This is a genomic window from Paractinoplanes maris (assembly GCF_023544465.1).
In the GTDB taxonomy this organism is placed as follows: domain Bacteria; phylum Actinomycetota; class Actinomycetes; order Mycobacteriales; family Micromonosporaceae; genus Actinoplanes; species Actinoplanes maris.
Genome location: NZ_JALPVL010000002.1, coordinates 558115 through 578883 on the forward strand (window position 1 = coordinate 558115; position 20769 = coordinate 578883).

Consider the following 20769-nt stretch of genomic DNA (forward strand, 5'->3'; position numbering starts at 1 on the left):
GTGACGATCGTCGGTATTCGCTGCGACGCCGGTGCCCGCACCGGCGTCGGCCATCTCGTCCGGTGCGTCGCGCTGGCCGAGGAGCTCGTCTCCCGCGGCGCCGAGGTGCGCTTCCTGAGCGACCTCGGCGGCGTGGACTGGGCCGAGTCCCAGCTCACCCAGCGTGGCCTGCCCTGGCTGCCGCCACCGGCGGACGAGGCCGGGCTGGTCGCCGCCGTCGATCGGCTCGGGCTCGACGCGCTGGTCATCGACTCGTACACCCTGCCGCCGCGGCAGTCGGCGGCGGTCCGCGAGACCGGCCTGCCCGTGCTCGCGATCGTGGACGGTGACTTCCGGGGCCAGACGGCCGACATCTACGTCGACCAGAACCTCGACGCCGTGATCGACGCCGAGGGCGCGCTCGGCCTGGCCGGCCTCGACTACGCCCTGCTGCGCAGCTCGGTGCGCAGCCTCCGGCCGCCGGCCCCGCCGGTGCACACCTCATCGCGTACGCCGAAGGTCGTGGCCTTCTTCGGCGGCACCGACGCCTATCGGGCCGCGCCCGCGATCGCTGTCCTGCTGGCCCAGACCGGGGCCCCGTTCGAGGCGACGATCATCGGCGCCGATCAGAGCCTGCGCGACGAGTTGCACGCGGTCGTGCCGGCCGAGGGGCAGCGCTTCGAGATCATCCCGCCCACCGACGACCTGCCCAAGCTGCTGGCCGAGGCCGACCTCGCGGTGAGCGCGAGCGGCACGTCGACCTGGGAGTTGCTCTGCCTCGGGCTGCCGGCCGCGCTGGTCTGGGTCGTCGACAATCAGATTCTCGGGTACGACCGGACCGTCGCCCGCGGATACGGGGCCGGGCTGGGCCGGCTCGGGCACCTGGGCGCCGACGCCGTCGAGACGCTGGGCGGCCTGCTCACCGACGCGGCCGCCCGCACCGAGCTGGCCCGGCGGGCCTGGTCGGCGGTGGACGGCCGCGGGGTGGAACGGGTGGCCGACGCGCTGCTGGTCAGGGCTGCGTCACCTCGATGACGACCTTGCCCACGACGTGCTGCTCGACGGCCTCGTGGGCCTCGGCGACCCGCTCGAACGAGAACCGGACGATCGGCAGCCCGGCCTCCTCCCCGACCCGGAAGGCGCCGCTGTTCACGGCCTCGGCCACCGCGGCCACCGCGTTGTCCTTCTCCTGCTCCGAAGTCGTGTAGGTCAGCACGAAGTCGAGGCTGGCGTTCTTGAGCATCGCCTTGAAACTGGGCACCGAGAACTTGCCGCCGACGTAGATCGCGATGTTGCCGCCGGGCGCGATCACGTCGAGATCCGTCCCCAGGTTGTCGGTGTTGACCTCGACGATGACGTGCGGGCCGGTCTCACTGAGCTCGCGCACCCGGGCGGTCACGTCCTCCTCGCGATAGTTGATCGCCGCGTCGGCGCCGGCGGCCGCGGTCAGGTCGGCCTTCTCCTTCGACGAGACGGTGGTCAGCACGGTCGCCCCGGCCCACTTGGCAAGCTGGATCGCGGCGTTGCCGACCGCGCCCGCGCCCCCGGCGACCAGCACCGTGCGGCCCTCCAGCGCGCCCGGCGCCAGCCGGTCGGGGCCGTCACTGGCCAGCGTGAGGCAGCGGTGCGCGGTGAGTGCCGGGATGCCGAGCGCGGCGCCGACCTCGAACGGGACGTCCTCGTTCATCCGCACCACCTGGCGGCGGGGAAGCACGACGTACTCCTGCGCGGTGCCGTTCTCCCGCGCGTAGGAGGCGTCCCACACCCAGACGTGGTCGCCCGGCTCCAGGCCGGTCACACCGTCGCCGACCGCGTCCACCACGCCGGACCCGTCCTGGTTGGGCACGCGCGGCGGCGCCACCCCGTCCGGCACCCCGCGGCCGGCCCGGGTGCCGGTGTCGGTCGGGTTGACCGCCGACAGGACGATCCGCACCCGCACCTCCCCCGGTCCGGCAGGCGGCAGATCACGTTCGACGATCCGCAGAACGGACGCGGGACCGGGCTCTTGGAAGACGGCTGCACGCATCATGCATCTCACCCTACGGCGCGGGCGTCCGCCCAGCTCCGACCAGGCTCGGCCCCTCGTCTGTGACACTTCCGCGAAGTAGCGAGGCACACAGTGCGGCCAGTCGGCTGACCGATCCCAGACAGCTTGATCAGGGCTAATGTCGCTGCATGGACCTCACCACCGGTCAACCGGTGCGCTACAGCACGGCCGCCGGCCGGTGGGTGCTGCTCGCCACCGTTCTGGGCACGAGCCTGGCCTTCATCGACTCCACGGTTGTCAACATCGCGCTGCCCGAGATCGGCCGTGACCTCGGGTCCGATGCCGCGGGTCTGCAGTGGACGGTCAACGGATACGCGCTCAGCCTGGCCTCGCTGGTCCTGCTCGGCGGCTCGCTGGGTGACCGTTACGGGCGTAAGCGGATCTTCCTCGTCGGGGTGGCCTGGTTCGCGGCCGCCTCGCTGCTGTGCGGGCTGTCGCCCAACATCGAGACGCTGATCTTCGCCCGGATCCTCCAGGGCATCGGCGGCGCGCTGCTCACCCCGGGCGCGCTGGCCATCCTCGAGGCCTCGTTCACCCGGGAGGACCGGAGCAAGGCGATCGGCGCCTGGTCGGGGCTGGGCGGCATCGGGGGCGCGCTCGGCCCGTTCCTCGGCGGCTGGCTGGTCGACATCGGCGACTGGCGCTACATCTTCCTGATCAACGTGCCGCTGGCCGCCGTGGTGCTCTGGGTCGGGGCCAAGCACGTGCCCGAGTCCCGGAATCCGGAGGCCGCCCGGCAGCTCGACTACGTCGGGGTGCTCACCGGAGCGGCCGGGCTGGCCGGTCTCACCTACGGCTTCACGGCCTGGCCGGTGCACGGGCCCGGCGATCCGGTGGTGCTCACCTCGCTCGCCGTCGGCATCGGCGCCCTCGTCGCCTTTGTGCTGTGGGAGCGGAGCTCGGCGCACCCGATGCTGCCCGTCCGGATCTTCAGGAACAAGGCGTTCAGCGGGGCCAACCTGGTCACCTTCGTGGCCTACGCGGCCAACGGCGGCGTGTTCTTCCTCTTCGTGATCAACCTCCAGGTCGTCTCCGGCTACTCCCCGCTGGCCAGCGGCATCGCCCTGCTGCCGACGACCGCGATCATGCTGGTGCTGTCGGCCCGCGCCGGCGCGCTCTCGCAGCGCATCGGCCCGCGCATCCCGATGACCGTGGGCCCGCTCATCTGTGCCGCCGCCCTGGTGCTGATGTCCCGCATCGGGCCGGACGCGAACTACTGGACCGAGGTGCTGCCCGCGGTGCTGGTCTTCGGGCTGGGGTTGTCGGCCCTGGTCGCGCCGCTGACCGCGACGGCCCTGGGTGCGCTCGAGGACTCGTACGCCGGCATCGCCTCCGGGGTCAACAATGCCGTCGCCCGGGCCGCCGGGCTGCTGGCGGTCGCCGTCCTGCCCCTGGCGGCCGGTCTGGGCAGCGGCAACCTGACCGACGCGGCCCAGCTGCACCCGGTCTATCGCAACACGATGATGATCTGCTCGGCCCTGATGGTGCTGGGTGCCGTGCTGGCCTTCCTGCTGGTGCCCAACCGGCTCGAGTCGCACACGCCGGCTCGCACCTTCTGCGACCCCTGCGCCCCGCCCGTGCAGCCCCAGACGCCCGAGCGGGTCGCTTGATCTAGAAGTGCGCGATGATCCGGCGACCGGGGCCGTCGACGGTCATCCGGCCGCCGTAAGGAAGGATCCACTGCGGGGTCGTGTGTCCGAAATCGATCCCGAAGACGGCCATCGCGCCCGGGTTGTAGGCGGCCAGCGCCTCGAGCACCGCCGCCTGCTGCTCGTCGCGAAAGCGGGCCCGATCGGCCGCTGACGGCCGGTGGCCGATATTGCTCGCCTTGGCCGTGGCGACCAGCACCGCCGGGAACTGCTCGAGCAGGCCGCGCTCGCCGGCGTTACGCAGCATGCGGAAGACCTCCTCGGCCGGCGGTAGCTCCTCCGAGGTCTCGAGCAGCAGGATCGAGCCGGCGTAACGCTCGGGCGGCAGGATCCACCGCGAGGCGGCCAGATTCCAGTGCCAGATCTCCAGGTTGCCGCCCCAGGTCGGCGCGGTGACGACCGTGCCGGGCTGGTGCCAGTGCCATCCCGGGCTGGGCACCGTGGGTCCGGACGTGGTCAGCGAGGCCGGATCCTCCCAGCTCACCTCCTCGTCGCTGAACTCCCTGACTTCCGCGACCGGGAAGTCGCCGGTCTGGAAGAGGGCGGCCCGCAGCGACGACAGGTGCTGGGGGTCGATGCCACCACCGCGCGCGAGATGCACCATTGTGGAGCCGCCGTGATAACCGGCCACACCGTGCATCCACAGCCAGTTGAGCAGGTTCGTGTTGTCCGAGTAGCCGAAGAACGGCTTGGGATCGGCCACGAACGGCGCCGGGTCGAGGTGCGGCAGCACGGTGATCTGGTCGTCGCCACCGATGGTCGCGAAGACCGCCCGGATCGACGGGTCGGCGTAGGCGGCCATCAGGTCGGCCGCGCGGTCGGCGGGCGACGAGCCGAGCTTGCGGGTGGTGGGGAACTCGACCGGCTCGAGCCCGAGCTCCTCGCGGATGCGGTGCAGGGCCTGATCGTGCTGGACCGGGAAGACGCCGGGGCCGGCCCACGAGGGCGAGACGATGGCGACACGGTCGCCGGGTTCTACCTTGGGAGGGGCATCCATGCCCTCCATTGCACCGCTAGATCATCCCCGCACGAAGCGCATATGCCACAGCGTGGGATCGGTTGCGGAGCTTGAGCCGGTGGGTGACTCCATAGATGACGTTCTTCACGGTCCGCTCCGAATAACACAGCTTGCCGGCGATCTCGTTGGTGTCGAACCCGTCGGCCATCAGCCGCAACACGTCGATCTCGCGCGGGGTCAGGCCGGAGGCGTTCAGCCCGTTCGGGGTGAGTACGTCACGCTGCATCCGCTCGACGTGTTTGAGCAGCTCACCGACCAGATTAGGGGGCAGCACGCCACCCCCGGTGGCGGCCGCCTTCACGCTGTGGGCCAGGCGCTCGGCCGACACCGCACCACGCGGCAGGATGGCGACCACGCGGCACTCGACCGCGGTCAGCAAGTCACCCTCGTCGATCTCGCCGATCACCAGCACAACCGGAGCGCCGGTTTCGGAACCGGCCCGGCGCAGCGTCGCCACCACCTCGGTGCTGAGCCGCTCCGCCGCTACGACCAGCACGTCCGCTTCCGCACGCTGGGCATTGCGCACTACGGTGAGGTCGCCGCGGAACTGGAGCAACGCGGCGAGGCCGGCGTGGCTGAGTGGGTCGGTCGCCTGCACGGCGACGCGGATCTGTTCCATGGCGGCCTCCCCATAAAGGTCAGGGAGGTCAGTCTGCGAAAAGCGCCTTCAGGGAACCTTCACGGAACCTTCATCGCGGACGGAAAGCCGATGAACCAGTTGAGCAGAGACCGGCGGCCGCACGGAAGTCCGGCCGACCAGGAGTGCCCCTCCGTGCGCTTTGTGTTATCCGTTGGCACCTCACGGCGTCCCCATTGACAACCGACCCGGGAGGACACGTGCCGAACGTCTTGCGCGTCAGTGTGCTCGGCCCGGTGCGGGCCTGGCTGGGCGGGACCGAGCTCGACCTGGGTCCGGCCCGGCAGCGCGCGGTGTTCGCGGTGCTCGCCGCGCACGCCGGCCGGGTGGTGGGGCGCGATGAGCTGATCACCGCCATCTGGGGCGACTCGCCGCCGGCCACGGCGGTGGGCAGCGTCTACACGTACGTCTCGGGACTGCGCCGGGTGCTCGAGCCGGAGAATCTGAGCTCCGGCTCCGGCGGCTACCTGCTGCGCGCCGAGGCCGACGAGCTCGACTCGGTCCGCTTCCACCGGTTGCGCAGCGCCGCCGCCGACCTGCTGGCCGCGGGCGACGCGGCCGGTGCCATCGCCCGGCTGGACGAGGCCCTGGCGCTGTGGCACGGCGACGCGTACGCCACCCTGGCCGGCCCCTTCCTCGAACTCGACCGTCAGCGGCTGGCCGAGTTGCGGCTGGCCGCGGCCGAGCAGCGGGCCCGGCTGCGGCTGGAGGCCGGCGGTGACGACGGGCTGATCGCCGAGCTCACCGGTCTCGTCCGCGACCACCCGCTGCACGAACCCCTGCACGAGTTGCTGATGCGCGCTCTGCACCGGGCCGGCCGGCACGGCGAGGCCCTCGAGGTCTTCCGGACGGCTCGGCGCACCCTCGTCGCCGAGCTGGGCATCGAGCCGGGCCCGGCACTGCGCTCGTTGCACCGCCAGTTGCTCTCCGGCTCGGCCGAGCGCAGCGCCCCACGTCCGCTGCCCCACGCCCGGACGGTCGTGCCCACACCCATCGCCAAGGCGCTCCGGGACGGTCTCGGCGGCCGGTCCTGGGTCGGGCGGGTGGCCGAGATTGATCATCTGCGTGGTCTGGTCCGCGCGGTCGCGGCGGGCCAGGGCGGAGCCGTCTGGATCTCCGGTGAGCCCGGCATCGGCAAGACCGAGCTGCTCACCCACGCCTTCGCCGACGCGGCCCGATTCGGCTGCCGGGTGGCCTGGGGGGCCGCCGATCAGCTCGGCTCGCGCGTCCCTCTGCAGGTGTTGTCGCGGGCCCTCGGGCTCGAGACGGCGTCCCGGCGGCCGGAGGCCGAGCCGGCCGAGGACCAGATCGTGGCGGCGGTGCGGTCGGCCTGCACGACCGCCCCGCTGGTGCTCGTGGTCGACGACATGCAGTGGGCCGACAGCGCGACCGTCCGGGCCTGGGAACGGCTGTTGACCCTGGTCGAGAAGCTTCCGCTGCTGCTGGTCGCCGCGGCCCGGCCGGACGCGCACCAGGCCGATCTGCGCCGCCGCATCCGGGCCCGGCAGCAGATGCCGCTGGACCTCGGCCCGCTCACCGCGGCCGACCTCGACCGGTTGGTGACCGCCCTGGTCGGCGCCCCGCCCGGCCCCAACCTGCGGGAGGTGACCGCCCGTTCCGGCGGCAACCCGCTCTTCGCCCGCGAGCTGGTCGCGGCCCTGCGCCAGCGCGACGCCGTCGCGATCAGCGGCGGTCGCGCCGAGATCGGCCCGGACGTGACCGTGGAGCCACCGCAGACCCTGCTCGACGCGGTGCACGCCGCGCTCGACGTGCTCTCCCCCGAGACCCGCGAGGTGCTGCGACTGGCCGCGCTGCTCGGCTCGGAGTTCTCGGTGAGCGAGGTCGTGGCGGTCACCGGACGGTCGGCCCTCGACCTGGTCGGCGCGCTCGAGGAGGCGCTGGCCGCGGCGGTGCTGGTCGACAGCGGGACCGACCTGGCGTTCCGGCACCCGTTCCTGCGTCAGGTGCTGGTCGCGAGCGTGCCGCCGGCGCTGCGCTCGGGCCTGCACCGGCACGCGGCCGAGGTGCTGGCGGCCGGGGGCAGCCCGCTCACCCGGGTCGCCGAGCAGCTCAACGCCTCGGCTCCGCTGTCCGACTCGTGGGTGCTCAACTGGCTGGTCACCCATCATGCGGCGGTGGTGCGCCGGGCGCCCCAGATCGCCGGCGACCTGATCCGGCGCACGCTGGCCACCGATCTGCCCTCGGCTGAGGAACGAGCCGTCCTGCTGGTCGCCCTCGTCCGGCTCGAATACCGGCGCGGGCGGGCGCCGCTGCACCAGGCGGAGGAGGCGATGAGCCTGGCCACGGCGCCGGGCGACCGGGCCGAGATGCGCCAGTTGCTCGCCACCATGCGCCACCGCCGGGGCGAGACCGCGGAGGCCGAGGCGATGCTGCACGACGCCGTCCACGACGATCGGGTGCCGTCGATCTGGCGCTCGCGGCACCGGGTGCTGCTGGCCAACTTCCGCCGCGGCGACCTCGAGGATCTCGACGCGGCCGAGCGGCGGGCCCGGGCCGTCCACCACGACGCGGTGGCGGCCGGCCAGCCGTACGAGACCGCCTTCGCCCTGCAGACGATCTGGCTGACCAGCTCGATCCGGCGCGACCACGAGCGCGCACTGGAGCATGTGGACCGGGCGCTGAACGTGGTGCGTGGCCGCCCGGGGCTGGCCGGGACGTATTTCGACCTGCTCGACAACCGGCTGTTCTCGCTGCAGAACCTCGACCGGCTCGACGAGGCGCAGGAGACGCTGCGCATCGCGGCCGACTTCGCCGCCGAAGAGCGCCTGCCGGCCGGGCTGCAGGTGGCGACCGCGGTGCAGGACTACTGGCTCGGCCGCTGGGACGAGGCCCTGGCCGAGGTCGGCGCGGTGACCGAGGACGGCCCGGGCATCACGTTCCACGGTCAGCGCGAGCCGGGCGCGGTGACCATGCTGCTGCACGGTGTCGCCGCGTTGATCGCGCTGCACCGCGACGCGCGCGACCTGGCCGCGGCCCACCTGGGCGCGGCCGACGCCGTGCCGGCCAGCGAGGCCGAGCGCGAGAACTGCGACTTCCTGCTGGTGGCGCGGGCACTCGCGGCCGAGCAGCGGGACCGGCCGGACGAGGCCCTCGAACTGCTCGAGCCGCTGCTGCATCCGGCATATGCCCCGATGATGCTGCGCCACCAGTGGCTGCCCGACGTGCTCCGGCTGGCCCGCCGGCACGACCGTCCGGAGGTCGCCGAGCAGGCCGCCGCGATCTGCGCCACCGAGGCCGCCCGCGAGGTGCGGCCGGCCCGGGCCTACGCGGCGAATCTGCGCTGCCAGGCCCTGCTGCTCGCCGATCCGGCTCCGGCCCTGGCCGCGGCCGCCCACTACCGCAAGGTCGGTCGCACCTTCGAGCTGGCCGGGGCGCTGGAGGACGCCGCCGTCCTCAGCGGCGAGCGGCCCGAGGAGGCCCGCCGCCTGTACGCCTCGATGTCGGCGCGCTGGGACGTCGCGCGCACATCGACTCCCGTGGTTTGATCAAGCACAGTTCTTGCTTCGCGTGCATTCGTGCGCGCCTATGGTGCGGAGTCTTGACAGAAAAAGTTTGATAGTGCGTGAATGTGTTTCGAGGTGGTTACTCCCCGATGTCACATCCACCGCTAAGGAGCACTGTCATGAGCGTTTCCCCCGGCCGTTGGCGGCCGGCGGCCGCCATCCTGGGTGCGGCTCTTCTCTTCACCAGCGCCTGCGCCAAGTCCGAGGACAGCGGCACGACCGCGAGCGACACGCCCGCGTCGGCCGGTGCCCAGGTCGTGCAGTCGGCCGATCCCAGTGCCGCGACCTGCACCCTCGAAAAGTTCGGCGGCACCAAGTTCGACCTCAAGACCGCGAAGGTCGGCTTCTCCCAGTCGGAGAAGGAGGCGAACCCGTTCCGCATCGCCGAGACGCAGTCCATCAAGGACGAAGCCGGCAAACTGGGCATTACCCAGCTCACCACCACGAACGCCAACTCGCAGTTCAACAAACAGATCAGCGACGTCGAGCAGATGATCGACTCCGGTGTTCAGCTGCTGGTGATCGCGCCGCTCAACTCGGACGGCTGGGATTCCGTCTTTGCCAAGGCGTCGGCCAAGAAGGTCCCGATCATCACGATCGACCGCAAGATCAACGCTGACCCGTGCAAGGACTACCTGACCTTCATCGGTTCGGACTTCGCCGAGCAGGGCAAGCGGGCCGCGGACGAGATGGCCAAGGCGATGGGCAACAAGGGCAAGGTCGCGATCCTGCTGGGCTCGCCCGGCAACAACGTGACCACGCTGCGGACGAGCGGTTTCAAGGACCAGATGACCAAGGTCGCGCCGGACATTCAGGTCGTCTTCGAACAGACGGGCAACTTCGCCCGCGAGGAAGGGCAGAAAGTCACCGAGCAACTACTGCAGTCCAACCCGGACATCAATGGCATCTACGGCGAGAACGACGAGATGGCGCTCGGCGCGATCACGGCCCTGAAGGGCGCCGGCAAGAAAGCCGGCGACGTCAAGGTGGTGTCGATCGACGGCACCAAGGGCGCTGTGCAGGCCATCGTGGACGGTTGGGCCTCCGCGGTGATCGAGTCGAACCCACGGTTCGGCCCGCTCGCCTTCGAGACCGCGCAGAAGTTCCTCGACGGTGAGCCGGTCGGCCAGGACATCATCATCCAGGACCGGCAATACGGCACGGACAACGCCAAGACGGACATCAGTAGCGCGTACTGAGCACCGGGCCCGGCGACACGAACTAGGAAGCGCGTCGCCGGGCCCGCTCCGGCCCATCGCTACATATTGAAGTTCGTCTATTGCTGACTGTGTGCGATCACGTCAGTATGTGTGCATCCCCGCACGGCTCACTCTTTCGAAGGAGAGAGAACGTGACCGCACATCCCCGAAGACTGCTGGCCCTCGCGGCCGCGGCGCTGACCGCCACCGCCGGCACCGTCGTCGCCACCGCATCCCCCGCTGCGGCGTTCGTCCCCAAGACGCCGCCGATGACCACGCCGTGGACCGGCCAGGTCAGCACGACCAACCCGCTTCCCGAATACCCCCGCCCCCAGCTGACGCGCACCGACTGGCAGAGCCTCAACGGCATCTGGCAGTTCGCCGGCGCCGCCAACCTCACCACCCCGCCGACGGGCCAGACCCTCGGCGAGGAAATCCTCGTGCCGTACCCGATCGAGAGCGCGCTCTCCGGGATCATGCGCCGCCAGGACTACTCGTACTACAAGCGCTCCTTCACGGTTCCGGCCGGCTGGTCGGGCAAGAACGTCCAGCTCAACTTCGGTGCCGTCGACTGGCAGTCCAAGGTCTGGGTGAACGGCACCCTGCTCGGCACGCACGAGGGCGGCTACGACAAGTTCTCGTACGACATCACCAGCGCCCTGCGCTCCGGCAGCAACGAGATCATCGTCGGCGTCTGGGATCCCACCGACAGCCAGGACATCCCGGTCGGCAAGCAGCGCATCAACCGCGGCGGCATCTTCTACACGCCGTACTCGGGCATCTGGCAGACCGTGTGGCTCGAGCCGACCAACCCGGCCCGCATCACCCGGCTCGACACCACGCCCAACGTCGCGGCCGGCGCTCTCGACCTGATCGTGCAGGCGGCCGGCGCGAGCGGCCAGCCGGTCACCGCCCAGGTGCTCTCGGGCGGCACGGTTGTCGGCTCGGCCACCGGCACGGTCGGCTCGTCGTTCCGCGTCCCGGTGCCCAACGCTCGCTTGTGGACGCCCGACGACCCCTTCCTGTACGACCTCCGGGTCACCCTGGGCAGCGGTGACGCCGTCGGCGGCTACTTCGGCATGCGCTCGCTCGGCAAGGCGATGCTCGGCGGCGTGCTGCGGCCGACGCTCAACGGCAAGTTCGTCTTCCAGCTCGGCACGCTCGACCAGGGCTACTGGCCGGACGGCATCTCGACCGCCCCGACCGACGCGGCGCTGCGGTTCGACCTCGAACAGCAGAAGTCGCTGGGCTTCAACATGGTGCGCAAGCACATCAAGGTCGAGAACGACCGCTGGTTCTATCACGCCGACCGCCTCGGCCTGATGGTCTGGCAGGACATGCCCGCGCTGGCCAGCGGCCGCGAGCCGTCGGCGACCGGGCGCACCCGCTTCGAGAAGGAGCTGCGCGAGCTGGTCGACGAGCACAAGGGCATCACGTCGATCGTCCAGTGGGTGCCGTTCAACGAGGGCTGGGGCGAGTACGACGCCGGCCGGATCGCCGATCTGGTCAAGAGCTGGGACCCGACCCGCATGGTCAACCACAACTCCGGCTCCAACTGCTGCGACTCCGATCCCGATCCGGGCAACGGCGACGTCATCGACGACCACCAGTACGTCGGCCCGGGCATCGGACGGGCGCCGACCGCGACCCGCTTCGTGGTCAACGGCGAGTACGGCGGCCTGGGCCTGCGCACCGGCCGCGAGTGGCCGACAGCCGGCAAGTTCGCGTACGAGTGGCTGCCCGACTCCACCGCGCTGACCAACCGCTACGTGCAGATCACCAGCCGGATGGTCGACCTGATCAACGCCAACGGGCTGTCCGGCTCGGTCTACACCGAGCCGACCGACGTCGAGGAGGAGCTCAACGGCTTCTTCACCTACGACCGGCAACAGCAGAAGATGGACTTCGCCCGGGTCCGCGCGGTGCACCAGCAGGTGCTCGGGGCGGCCAACGGCAGCACCCTCTCGACCGGCAAGCTGGTCTCGCTGCGGGTCACCACACCCGGCTACACGAACCGCTACCTGCGGCACGCCGCCGGCGCCGCCCGCACCGACGTGCTCAGCACGAGCAGCTCCACCAGCGACCGGCAGGACGCGACCTTCTGGGTGCGCCCCGGCCTGTCCAATGCGGCCTGCTACTCGTTCGAGTCGCGCAACTTCCCCGGTCAGTATCTGCGGCACCGCAACAACCGGGTCTACCGCGAGGCCGGCACCGGCGGCACGTTCGCGGCCGACGCCACCTATTGCGGCCGGACCGGTCTCTCCGGGGGCGGCACCTCGCTCGAGTCGGCCAACCTGCCCGGCTCCTACCTGCGCCACCGCGGCGAGGAGGTCTGGGTCGAACAGAACACCGGCGGATCCTTCGCCAACGACGCCACCTGGACGGTGGCCGCGCCGCTGTGGCGCAGCGGGGCCGACCTGACCACCGGTCAGAACCGGTCGTTCCGGGTCACCACGGCCGGCTACGACACTCGTTACCTCCGGCACCGCGACAGCCTGGCCCGCACCGACGTGATCACCACCGGCAGCCCGGCCGCCGACCGGCAGGATGCCACCTTCACGGTCCGCGCCGGCCTGGCCGACACCAGCTGCTTCTCGTTCGAATCGGTCAACTACCCCGGTCGCTTCCTGCGGCACGCCAACTACCGCCTGCAGACGGCGACCAGCGACGGAACGGCGACGTTCCAGCAGGACGCCACGTTCTGCGCCCAGCCCGCCCGCAACGGCGGGGCGGGCAACCTCTCACTCGAATCGATCAACTACCCCGGCTACTTCTGGCGGCACTACGCCGAGGCGGTCTACATCGCCACCAACGGCGGTGGCAACACATGGGACAGCGCCGGCAGCTACAACGCCGACGCGACTTGGAACAACGCCGCCCCCTTGGGGTAGCGGAGAGACCGCCGGGCCGGGTGGTGCCCTGACCACCCGGCCCGGCACCGATAGGAGAGCTGCATGGCGTTGCTGGAAGTCATCGACGTCTCGAAGATATTTCCGGGCGTCCGCGCCCTCGACCAGGTCTCCTTCACCCTGAAACCGGGTGAGGTGCACGCGCTCGTCGGGGAGAACGGCGCCGGCAAGTCCACTTTGATCAAGGTGTTGACCGGCGTCTACCAGCCGGACGGGGGCGAGCTCCGCTATCAGGACGAGCCGGCTCAGTTCGGCACTCCGATGGACGCTCAGCGGGCCGGCATCTCGACCATCTACCAGGAGGTCAACCTCGTCCCGCTGATGAGCGTGGCGCAGAACCTCTTCCTCGGCCGCGAACCTCGCCGCCTCGGCCTCATCGACCGCAAGCGGATGGACCGCGAGGCCGGCGAGATCCTCTCCGGCTACGGCGTCACCACTGACGTCCGCCGCCAGCTCGGCACCCTCGCTCTCGGCGCGCAGCAGATGGTCGCCCTGGCCCGGGCCGTCATGATCGACGCCAAGGTCGTCATCATGGACGAGCCCACCTCGTCGCTGGAACCGCGCGAGGTGCAGACCTTGTTCGGCGTCATCCGCGATCTGCACGCCCGCGGCATCGGCATCATCTACGTCAGCCACCGGCTCGACGAGCTCTACCAGATCTGCGACACAGTCACGATCCTGCGCGACGGCCGGCTGGTGCACACCGGCCGGCTGGCCGACCTGGAACGCATCAAGCTGGTGTCGCTCATGCTCGGGCGTGACATGGCCGAGGTACGCCGGGAGGGGGCGACCGCCTTCTCCGGGGCGGCCACCGCCGACGCCGGCGCCGCGCCCGTGCTGCGGGTACGCGAACTGAACAGCCGGCACAAGCTGCACGACGTGAGCTTCGACGTGCGCCCCGGCGAGGTCGTCGGCCTGGGCGGCCTGCTCGGGGCCGGACGCAGCGAGACCATCAAGGCCATCGGCGGGGCTTACCACCTGGACAGCGGCGGCATCCAGGTCGACGGCAAGGATCTGAAGAAGCCCACCCCCGAACGCGCGGTGCGCTTCGGCATCGCGGTGCAACCCGAGGACCGCAAGGCCGAGGGGATCGTGCCCGGCCTGTCGGTCCGCGAGAACATCGCCCTCGCGGTGCTCCCCCGCGTGTCCCGGTTCGGGTTCGTCTCGGACGCCAAGGTCGACGAGATCGTCGACCGGTACATGAAGCGCCTGCGCATCAAGGCGTCCAGTCCCGATCAGGCGGTCGGCGACCTCTCCGGCGGCAACCAGCAGAAGGTGCTCCTGGCCCGGCTGCTCGCGACCGGCCCCAAGGTGCTGCTGCTGGATGAGCCGACGCGCGGCATCGACATCGGCGCCAAGGCCGAGGTCCAGTCGCTGATCGACGAGCTGGCCGCCGAGGGTCTCGGCGTGGTGCTGGTCTCGTCGGACGCCGAGGAGCTGGTCGAAGGCTCGGACCGGGTGGTGGTGCTGCGCGACGGCGTCGTGGTCGGCACCCTCACCGGCGCCGAGGTGACCACCGAGGACCTGATGTCCACCATCGCGACGGAGGCCCCGCGTGAGCACTGAAACGGTTGCCGCCCGGCCCGTCGTCGACTCCGCCAGACTCAAAGCCTGGCTGCCCAAGTACGGCGTCTACGCCGCCATCGTGCTGCTGGTCGTCTACAACATCTTCTTCACCCCGTATTTCGCGACCTGGAGCAACCTGCGCATCCAGCTGATCCAGGTGGCGCCGATCGTGATCGTGGCGCTCGGCATGGCGCTGGTGATCGGCACCGAGGGCATCGATCTCTCGGTCGGCTCGGTCATGGCCCTGGCCGCCGCCTTCATCCCCCTCTATCTCGGGTACGGGGTGGTGGCCGCGATCCTGGTCGCGCTGATGGCCGGGGTCGCGGTCGGGCTGATCAACGGCATCCTGGTGGCCAAGGTCGGGTTGCAGCCGATCGTTGCCACGCTGGCCCTGTTCGTGGGTGGTCGCGGCCTGGCCGTGGTGATCAGCGAGGGCAAGCTGGTCGACATCCGCAACGACGACTTCCTCTACCTCGGCTCGGGTGACCTGCTCGGCATCCCGGTGCTGGTCTGGATCGCGGCGCTGCTGGTGCTGGTCGTGGCGTTCGTGGTGCGCCGTACGGTCTTCGGCCGGCGGCTGCTGGCGATCGGCGGCAACCGGCCGGCTGCCGAGCTGGCCGGTCTGCCGGTCAAGCGGGTCCTGATCACCGTCTACGTGGTCTGCGCGGTGCTCGCCTCGATCGCCGGGTTGCTCTCGGTGGCCCGCATCCAGTCCAGCGACGCCTCCTCCGTGGGCCTGCTCATCGAGCTCTCCGCGATCACCGCCGTCGTGGTCGGCGGCACCCCGCTCACCGGCGGCAAGGTGCGCGTCCTGGGCACCGTGGCCGGCGCCCTGCTCATGCAGCTCGTGATCGCCACGATGATCAAGCACAACCTGCAGCCCTCCACCACCGAGATGGTGCAGGCGGTCATCATTCTGATCGCCGTCTACGTGGCCCGAGAGAGGAAGACGCGGTGACCATGGGAATCGCATCGGACCCGGAGACCCCGGCGATCGTCGTCGAGGACGTCCGCAAGGCCGAGCGCACCGACCGGATCGTCGGCACGATCCAGCGGCAAGGCGCGCTCGCCGTCCTGATCGTCCTCACGCTGATCGCGCTCGCCACCTTCCCCAACTTCCGCAGCTTCGACAACGCGGCCACCATCCTGGTCGCGGCCGCGCCGCCGATGCTGATCGCGCTGGGGATGACCTTCGTGATCATCACGGGTGGCATCGACCTGTCGGTCGGCTCGCTCTATGTGCTCGGCGGCGTGCTCGCTGCCTGGGCCTCGCAGTACGGGCTCCTGGCCGCGTTCGCGCTGCCGCTGGCCGTGTGCGGGACCATCGGCCTGGCCAACGGGCTCCTTATCGCGTACACCCGGATGGCCCCCTTCATCGTGACGCTGGCCGCGCTGCTGGGCGCGCGCGGGCTCATGCGGGCGATCAGCTCCGAGGGCTCGAACACCTATCTGGTCCAGGACGACGCGTTCCGCAAGCTCGGCAACGGCTCGTTCCTCGACATCGGCTATCAGGTGTGGCTGGTCGCGGCGCTGGTCGTGATCGGCATGGTCGTGCTGGCCCGCAGCCGGTTCGGCCACTCGATCTACGCCGTCGGCGGCAGCGAGGACGCGGCCAGTCTGATGGGCGTGCCGGTGCGCCGCACCAAGGTCTGGGTCTATGTGTTGTCGGGCCTGCTGGCCGGGCTGGCCGGCGCGATCAACGCGGCCAAGCTCGGCTCGGGCGTGACGGTGCTGGGCACCGGCATGGAGCTGGACGCGATCGCGGCCGTGGTGATCGGCGGGACGCTGCTCACCGGAGGAGCCGGCACGATCGCCGGAACCATCGCCGGTGTGCTGCTGCTCGGCGTGATCCAGAACCTGATCAATCAGGTCGGCAACGTCAACAGCAACTGGCAACAGGTGATCAGCGGCGCGTTCCTCGCCCTGGTCGTGGTGGCCCAGACCTATCTCGTACGGCTGAGAAGGGTCACTTAATCGACCTCGGCCGTGCCCAGCACGTGACCCTGGTGGTCCTGGACCTCGATCCGGCTGACATTACGCAGCTGGATCGAGGTCGCGCCGATCACCTTGGCGTTGCCGCTCGGTGTCGGCCCCCAGACCATGGCCTGCTCGACCTGGCCGGACGCACCGCGAACCTGGCAGTGGAACGGCCCGTCGCCGCTGAGCCGGCTGACGTCGAGCGCGACCGAGACACCCCACGTCTTGGGTGTGAGCACCGCCTGACCGGCCATGCCGCTGCCCTGGGCCGGCTCGAACCGGGCGGTCACCAGCTGCGGGCTCGGCAGCGCCTGGGGCCGGCGATCCTCGCGGTTGCCGCGCACCACCCCGATGCCGATGGCCACCGCCACCAGCACCACCGCCGCGGCGGCCAGCCAGCGCACGCCGGCCATCCGGCTCTGCCGGGAACGCTCGGCCCGCAGGCGGCGGATCAGCCCGTCGATGTTCTCCTGGCTCGGCCGAGCCGACATGCTGACCGGGGCCGGCGTGACCCCCTCGTCGGCCCGCTCGGCGTCGGGCAGGCGGCGCAGCAGCTCGGGAACGGCGGCGAGACGGTCGAGCTCGTCCCGGCAGCGGTCGCAGTCGCGCAGATGGGCGTCGAGCCGCTCGGTGTCGCCGTCGTCGAGCCCGCCGAGCAGATAGCCGCCGAGCAGGCGGTGCAGCTCATCGTGGTCGGTGCTCACCGCAGCACCCCCATCTCCTCGAACACGGTGCGCAGGGCCCGCACCGCGTAATAGGCCCGGGACTTGACCGTGCCCTCGGGCACCGCGAGCTTGCGGGCCGCGTCGGCCACACTCTGACCCTCGTAATACATCGCCCGGACGACGGCCTGATGATCGGCCGAGAGCCGCTCGATCGCCTCGGCCACCAGCCAGCCCTCGACCATGCGGTCGACGTTGTCGGTCGACGGCATCGCGTTGACCGCGGCCTCGTCGGCCACCAGATGCGGGCGGCGCTGCTCGGCCCGCCACGCGTTGGTGACCACGTTGCGAGCAATCGTCAGCAGGTAGGAACGGGTGCGGCCGGGGTCGGGGTCGAGGTGGTCGATGTGCTTCCAGGCGCGCAGCAGAGTCTCCTGCACCAGATCCTCGGCCCGGTGCCGATCGTGCACATACCGCAGGACGAAGCTGAGCAGGACCGCGTAGTGCTCGGTGTAGAGCGCGGTCATCAGCTCCTCGTCGGGGCTCACCCGTCGCCTCATCCGCGCCCGCCCTCTCGACCTTCGTTCGCCACCGAGTTGTACACCGCGGCGGTGAACTCGGTTCGACCGGGCATTGGCGAGCACTGTGCAGAATAAGAACGATGCCCGGTCCCCCTCGCCGGGACCGGGCATCGCGTCACATGTCGGACCTCAGTCCTTACAACCCGTCTCTCCCGGGCCGCCGTAGCGGAACGACCGGGTCGAATCCTTCACCGGGAGGACGTTGTAGATGCTGACCGGCGTCGGCCGCATGAAGAGGCTGACCGGCGGGCCGTCGACAAATCCGACGCTCGACATCCGCGCCGCCGCGTTGTCGTCGGTCGGGATCGTGCCGTTGCCCATCGCGGTGCACGGCTTGGCCCGGGTCGCCGCCACCTCGCCGAAGACCTGGACGAAACCGGAGCGGTTGAACGTGATGCCCTGGTCGTTCCAGATCTTCTCGGGGAAGTAACCGACCCACTCGGAGTCGTATGCGACCCACCAGGCGTCCTTGAAATACTGGATGCCGAATTTCTTGGTGACGCCGTAGGTCAGCGTGTCGCCGGGCTTGACGCTCGTGCTGACCTGCTGGAAACCGCAGGTGTTGTAGCAGGTCGGCTCGTCGTTGACCCAGTGGAAGACGAACAGGTGCGGGTCGTCGTCGCCGTTGACCAGGCGGTCGACCGTCCAGCCGATCTCGACGATCTGCTTCTTGTCGGCCGACTGGAGCGCGACCTCGGCCAGCGAGTGGTAATCGTTCTTGTACAGATCGGGCTTGGCGATCGTCACGTTGGAGAAGATGCCGGTGGTGTCGGCGGCCTGCGACCCGACGTTGTAGAAGTACTTGACCTTGTTGTCCTCGGCCTTCACGCCCAGCGGTTTCGGCGGCACGGCGTCGGTCATCTCCGAGTGCAGCACATCGTTCTTGCCGTTGCTGCGGCCCTTCGGCCCGTATCGCCCGCGGGGCACCAGCGAGCCGCTGGCGTCCAGCGGCGCCGCCGAGAGCCCCTGCGCCCGCAGAGTGCTGCTGCTCGCGCCGCCGCGGCCCTTCTTGATCTTCCGAGGGCGCTCGCCCCAGGGCAGGACGGGCGGCGGGGTGAAGTTGGTGACGTCGGCGGCGGGAGTCTCGTCGGCCGCCGGCTCATCACCTGGAGCGTCGGCGGCATCATCGGCGGCAGCCGCGGACGAGCTCGCCTCGGGCGGGCCGGCGATCTGGTCGGCGCCCGCATTCACTGTGGAAACGACGCCGATGGCGCCGACCACGGCGACCGCTAGGCCGGCGGCTAGGAGACCGCGGCGTGACTTCAACACGTGTCCGTCCTCGTTGATCGGGGGGAGTCGGAGGAGGGGGCGAGGCTGCCTCCGGCACCGGTTCTCGGCGGCGAAGTCACCATATAGCTTTCTCGATTGCCGAGCGCCTGCGCAGCGTGATTTCCGCCTTAACGGCTGACGCGGTGAACCGATCCGGTGATGGTTCGGTGCAGTTTGTTTACGCAGCGTATTGGCATGACTCCGGAGGGCCGCACGAGTCCCTTGTGGGGAAAGAGGCTAACCGCCATGAGGTTCTTTCAGGTGGGGCGAGCGGGCAGCCCCTTGATCGATCCTGGCGGCCTGCGCCTCTGCCCTGCTCAGGCACGGAAAGCCTGGCGGCCGACGGAGTTCGGGGAACGAGGCGGCGACATGAATCGACATACCGACGGGTAGATTATTGACGCAACGTGACTTCAGGTAAGGGAATAGCGGGCCACCTGTCCGGATATATCCGCATCAGCGACCGACGATCTTGCACGGTGCGGAGCGATTGCCGGTCAAGTTGGCGCGCTTTCCCGAGTCGATCAACTAATGGACCGGAAATACGTCGCCATTTGTTCCGCCGCCCCGCGGCGAGGGAGCGGGGCGGTGCTCTCAGATCCTGGACGTCGTTTGACGATCTCCCCCCGCCCCGCCAGCATGGTGACCATGCAGCGGATGGGTACCCCTCTCATCGCCGACCTGGCGATCGATCTGGCGCACTGCGCCAGCGCCTGCTGTCCCAGCTGACCAGCACCTTCCGCGCGATTTCCGACATCGCGCGCCCCTGATCGGCCGACCTCCCGCCACGCTCGCCGCTCAGGCGGTACTGTGGCCCTTAACCTACTGGACTGATAGGCAATGTATATAAAGCGAGGAGCTTCCGTGACTGTCGTCGACACCCGTCTCGACCATCTCGCCGTGGCCACGCGCTTCGCCGCCGCCCCGGGCGAGTGGCCGGTGGTCCCGCGGTACAACCCCGTCGACCGCTGGTATCACCGCCTGCACGTCGCCGACGACCACGAGGTCTGGCTGCTGACCTGGCTGCCCGGTCAGGGCACCGAGTGGCACGACCACGGCGGCTCGGCCGGCGCGTTCCACGTCTTCGGCGGCACCCTCACCGAGGACACCGTGGCCGTCACCGACGGCCGTCCGCCCCGGGTCACCTCCCGCGAGCTGGGTGAGGGCGCCGGCCGCCGGTTCGGGAGCCACCACGTGCACCGGATGACCAACCGGTCGCACCAGCCCGCCGTCAGCATCCACGTCTACGGTCCGGCGCTGACCACGATGACCAAGTACCGCCTCGGCGCCGGCGGCCTCGAGACCCTCACCATCGAGCGGGCCGGTGCGCAATGGTGACCGTCGCCCCGCCCGGCTCGCTGAGCATCGACCAGATCCTGGCCAACGCGCGCGCCCGCCTGACCCGGGTCGGCCCCCGCGAGACCGCCGCGGCGCTGGGCCGCGGCGCGGTCCTCATCGACATCCGGCCGGCCGCCCAGCGCGCCGAGTTCGGCGAGATCCCCGGTGCCGTCGTCATCGAGCGCAACGTCCTCGAGTGGCGGCTCGACCCCCGCAGCGAGGCCCGGCTGCCCTTCGCGGGCAGCTACGACCTCGAGGTGATCGTGACCTGCCAGGAGGGCTACACCAGCAGCCTGGCCGCCGCGGCCCTGCTCGACCTGGGCCTCTGGCGCGCCACCGACCTGGCCGGTGGCTTCGCCGCCTGGCAGGCGGCCGGTCTGCCGACGATCTCCTGACGACTTCCCGGCTCCGCCG

16 protein-coding genes are annotated in these 20769 nt (G+C 70.4%); 10 read left to right on the plus strand and 6 right to left on the minus strand.

What is annotated here, in order from left to right; all coding sequences use genetic code 11:
• Positions 1 to 1014, plus strand: coding sequence for a PseG/SpsG family protein (locus NAG42_RS07515; RefSeq protein WP_250029039.1), 1014 nt, complete (start codon positions 1 to 3; stop codon positions 1012 to 1014).
• On the opposite strand, the gene NAG42_RS07520 is transcribed toward NAG42_RS07515, so the two are convergent.
• Positions 992 to 2005 carry an NADPH:quinone reductase gene (locus tag NAG42_RS07520; protein ID WP_250029334.1) on the minus strand — a complete coding sequence of 338 codons (1014 nt, stop codon included), beginning with the start codon at positions 2003 to 2005 and terminating at the stop codon, positions 992 to 994. The genes NAG42_RS07515 and NAG42_RS07520 overlap by 23 nt on opposite strands.
• Before the next feature lie 149 nt (positions 2006 to 2154).
• Here NAG42_RS07520 and NAG42_RS07525 point away from each other — a divergent pair, with 149 nt between their 5' ends.
• Positions 2155 to 3636, plus strand: coding sequence for an MFS transporter (locus NAG42_RS07525; RefSeq protein ID WP_250029041.1), 1482 nt, complete (start codon positions 2155 to 2157; stop codon positions 3634 to 3636).
• A gap of 1 nt (position 3637) precedes the next feature.
• Here the strand turns inward: NAG42_RS07525 and NAG42_RS07530 are convergent, their stop codons facing one another.
• Both NAG42_RS07530 and NAG42_RS07535 read right to left on the minus strand, forming a co-directional pair.
• Entirely contained in the window at positions 3638 to 4672 is a 1035-nt protein-coding gene (locus NAG42_RS07530; RefSeq protein ID WP_250029042.1) for a S66 family peptidase, read from the minus strand.
• A gap of 16 nt (positions 4673 to 4688) precedes the next feature.
• On the minus strand, positions 4689 to 5312 hold the full coding sequence (locus NAG42_RS07535; protein WP_250029044.1) for a helix-turn-helix transcriptional regulator: 624 nt from the start codon (positions 5310 to 5312) through the stop codon (positions 4689 to 4691).
• Positions 5313 to 5530: 218 nt separating this feature from the next.
• On the opposite strand from NAG42_RS07535, the gene NAG42_RS07540 reads away from it, so the two are divergent.
• The 6 genes from NAG42_RS07540 to NAG42_RS07565 all read left to right on the plus strand — a co-directional run bounded on the left by NAG42_RS07540 (position 5531) and on the right by NAG42_RS07565 (position 16502).
• Positions 5531 to 8836, plus strand: a complete 3306-nt coding sequence (locus NAG42_RS07540) for an ATP-binding protein (protein WP_250029054.1) — start codon at positions 5531 to 5533, stop codon at positions 8834 to 8836.
• A 137-nt stretch (positions 8837 to 8973) separates the two neighbouring features.
• Entirely contained in the window at positions 8974 to 10053 is a 1080-nt protein-coding gene (locus tag NAG42_RS07545) for an ABC transporter substrate-binding protein (protein WP_250029055.1), read from the plus strand.
• A gap of 152 nt (positions 10054 to 10205) precedes the next feature.
• On the plus strand, positions 10206 to 12944 hold the full coding sequence (locus NAG42_RS07550; RefSeq protein WP_250029056.1) for an AbfB domain-containing protein: 2739 nt from the start codon (positions 10206 to 10208) through the stop codon (positions 12942 to 12944).
• A gap of 63 nt (positions 12945 to 13007) precedes the next feature.
• Positions 13008 to 14528, plus strand: a complete 1521-nt coding sequence (locus NAG42_RS07555; protein ID WP_250029057.1) for a sugar ABC transporter ATP-binding protein — start codon at positions 13008 to 13010, stop codon at positions 14526 to 14528.
• Positions 14518 to 15486 carry an ABC transporter permease gene (locus NAG42_RS07560; protein WP_250029058.1) on the plus strand — a complete coding sequence of 323 codons (969 nt, stop codon included), beginning with the start codon at positions 14518 to 14520 and terminating at the stop codon, positions 15484 to 15486. Before NAG42_RS07555 ends, NAG42_RS07560 begins: the two co-directional genes overlap by 11 nt.
• A gap of 2 nt (positions 15487 to 15488) precedes the next feature.
• Positions 15489 to 16502 (plus strand): ABC transporter permease, encoded by a 1014-nt coding sequence (locus NAG42_RS07565; RefSeq protein WP_250029059.1) that lies wholly within the window; start codon positions 15489 to 15491, stop codon positions 16500 to 16502.
• On the opposite strand, the gene NAG42_RS07570 is transcribed toward NAG42_RS07565, so the two are convergent.
• From NAG42_RS07570 to NAG42_RS07580, 3 genes are all read right to left on the minus strand, one after another.
• Positions 16499 to 17209, minus strand: coding sequence for a zf-HC2 domain-containing protein (locus NAG42_RS07570; protein ID WP_250029060.1), 711 nt, complete (start codon positions 17207 to 17209; stop codon positions 16499 to 16501). The two genes, NAG42_RS07565 and NAG42_RS07570, sit on opposite strands and share 4 nt — an antisense overlap.
• Complete coding sequence (locus NAG42_RS07575) at positions 17206 to 17727, minus strand: sigma-70 family RNA polymerase sigma factor (RefSeq protein WP_250029061.1); 522 nt, start codon at positions 17725 to 17727, stop codon at positions 17206 to 17208. Before NAG42_RS07575 ends, NAG42_RS07570 begins: the two co-directional genes overlap by 4 nt.
• Before the next feature lie 150 nt (positions 17728 to 17877).
• Positions 17878 to 19017: a neprosin family prolyl endopeptidase gene (locus NAG42_RS07580; RefSeq protein WP_250029062.1), complete on the minus strand. Its 1140-nt coding sequence runs from the start codon at positions 19015 to 19017 to the stop codon at positions 17878 to 17880.
• Positions 19018 to 19881: 864 nt separating this feature from the next.
• Between NAG42_RS07580 and NAG42_RS07585 the strand changes: the two genes are divergently transcribed.
• Both NAG42_RS07585 and NAG42_RS07590 read left to right on the plus strand, forming a co-directional pair.
• Positions 19882 to 20355, plus strand: coding sequence for a cysteine dioxygenase (locus NAG42_RS07585; protein ID WP_250029063.1), 474 nt, complete (start codon positions 19882 to 19884; stop codon positions 20353 to 20355).
• The gene (locus NAG42_RS07590; RefSeq protein ID WP_250029064.1) at positions 20349 to 20750 is read left to right on the plus strand and encodes a rhodanese-like domain-containing protein; all 402 of its coding nucleotides are present in this window, start codon (positions 20349 to 20351) and stop codon (positions 20748 to 20750) included. The genes NAG42_RS07585 and NAG42_RS07590 overlap by 7 nt, the downstream gene beginning before the upstream one ends.
• The last annotated feature ends 19 nt before the right edge of the window (positions 20751 to 20769 follow it).